The sequence below is a fragment of the Bacteroidota bacterium genome (genome assembly GCA_013360915.1).
Taxonomy (GTDB): domain Bacteria; phylum Bacteroidota; class JABWAT01; order JABWAT01; family JABWAT01; genus JABWAT01.
Genome location: JABWAT010000046.1, coordinates 1 through 1,754 on the forward strand (window position 1 = coordinate 1; position 1,754 = coordinate 1,754).

General features: G+C 50.8%; 3 protein-coding genes. All 3 read left to right on the plus strand.

Going from position 1 to position 1,754, the window contains the following annotated elements; genetic code table 11:
• Positions 1 to 352, plus strand: a 352-nt coding sequence (locus tag HUU10_15720) for a hypothetical protein (GenBank protein NUQ83051.1), incomplete at its 5' end; no start/stop codon positions are given.
• Entirely contained in the window at positions 349 to 501 is a 153-nt protein-coding gene (locus HUU10_15725) for a hypothetical protein (GenBank protein ID NUQ83052.1), read from the plus strand. The genes HUU10_15720 and HUU10_15725, both read left to right, overlap by 4 nt.
• A 128-nt stretch (positions 502 to 629) precedes the next feature.
• Entirely contained in the window at positions 630 to 1,625 is a 996-nt protein-coding gene (locus HUU10_15730) for an AAA family ATPase (GenBank protein NUQ83053.1), read from the plus strand.
• Positions 1,626 to 1,754 lie beyond the last annotated feature (129 nt).

Sequence of the window (1,754 nt, forward strand, 5' to 3'; positions counted from 1 at the left end):
CAAGGCAAGCGCACTCAATGACGTGATGATACACGTGATCGAGTTCTCAATTATCCGTGGTGACGGATTATACCACACGGTGAGTATGGAAGGGACAGAAGAAGCGATCCTCCCGATTTACAACAACCTGATGGAAGAAGCCGGGCAACCAAAGTTCGACCCGGAAGACTACTGCACGAACTGCCACACTCACTACTCTGAGAACGAGAGAGACAAGTTCGATCCCTTCCGGTGCTCCCTCTGTGTGGAGTCCGAAATGGATACCTACCAAGGGCCGGAATACAAGGAGCGGTTGGAATTGGTTCAATCCGCAATGGAAACCCTGGACAGACATTTCGGAGGACGGAAATGAACGACCTGATGACCGATTGGCGCCTTTGGCTGGCAGCCCGGGAAACCTACGAGTTGGCCTTCATGGCCGCCGGGGTTCTTCTCCTTGGCGGAGCAATTACAGCCGCACTTGAAATCAAAATGAGGAAAGGTGAGGATAACAATGAGTGAATTCACATGCATCATCTGTGAATGGCCGATTCCGGCCGATCAAATGGACACCGACGAGCGCATCTGCTCCGACTGTCTGGACAAGCTTGACGAAGAGACATTAAACGACCACCCGAAAGATAGGAGTAATCATGTTCCAGAAAGCCATTAAGGCAAAACAGAAACTCCGGTTAGCACTGGAAGGCGCCAGTGGATCCGGAAAAACCTTCAGCTCACTGCTTTTAGCAAAGGCAATGGGCGAACGGATTGCAGTCATCGACACCGAACACGGGTCAGCATCCCTGTATGCCGATCGGTTTGAATTCGATGTGCTTGATCTGAAACCACCCTACGAGCCTGAGCGCTTCATTGAGGCAATTGAAATGGCGGAAAAGGCAGGTTATGGGGTCATCATCATTGATTCCATTTCACATGAATGGAATGGAGAAGGTGGATGCCTTCAGATCGTGGATAAAATCGGTGGGAATTCCTACACCGCATGGGGCAAGGTAACCCCACGTCACGACCGATTCATCAATGCCATGTTAAAGAGCAAAGCACACATAATTGCCACCATGCGGAGCAAGGCCAATTATGAAACCGGAAAGGACGAAAAGACCGGGAAAATGACCATTGAGAAAAAGGGTACCGCTCCAATTCAGCGGGACTCAGTGGACTATGAATTCACAGTGGTTTTTGACCTGAACCAGAGACATCTGGCCAGTGTATCAAAAGACCGGACTTCCCTCTTTGATGGCAAAGATTTCCTGATCACTGAGGATATCGGGCACCAATTACTTCGGTGGCTGAATGATGGGACAGAACCCATTCAGCAACCCGCCAAACCGGAGCCACAGAAGCCAACGCCGCCACCGGTTCAATCGAATGTCCTGCCGAAACAACTTGCCTCAGAGGATCAATTGACTCGGATCGGGGACCTGCTTCGCGAGGAAGACTTCCTCACCATCGAAACAGTAAACACCACCCGGGACTATCTGAAAAAACACCCACAGCCAACGGCAGAAGCTGCAATCCGGATTATCCGGAAACTGGAAGAGGAGATCGGGAAGAACCGGGAGACAGTACCAGATGGTCAGCCGGACGAAAAAGAATCCTTTGAGTCCCTTTTCGGGGGTGCTCAATGAACGGTATCCAGGTAAAAGAAAGCCTGGTCCAATTGGGCCAGGTATGCTCAACCGAAAAGGACATCCGGACAGTGGCAAAATTGTTCTCTGAATCCTTCCTGACTGAATTCCGGTCAGTGGATCTCGCGG

Bases quoted from the DNA above. Each gene is read 5' to 3' on its own strand.
- HUU10_15725 (NUQ83052.1), top strand. From the start codon at position 349: ATGAACGACCTGATGACCGATTGGCGCCTTTGGCTGGCAGCCCGGGAA.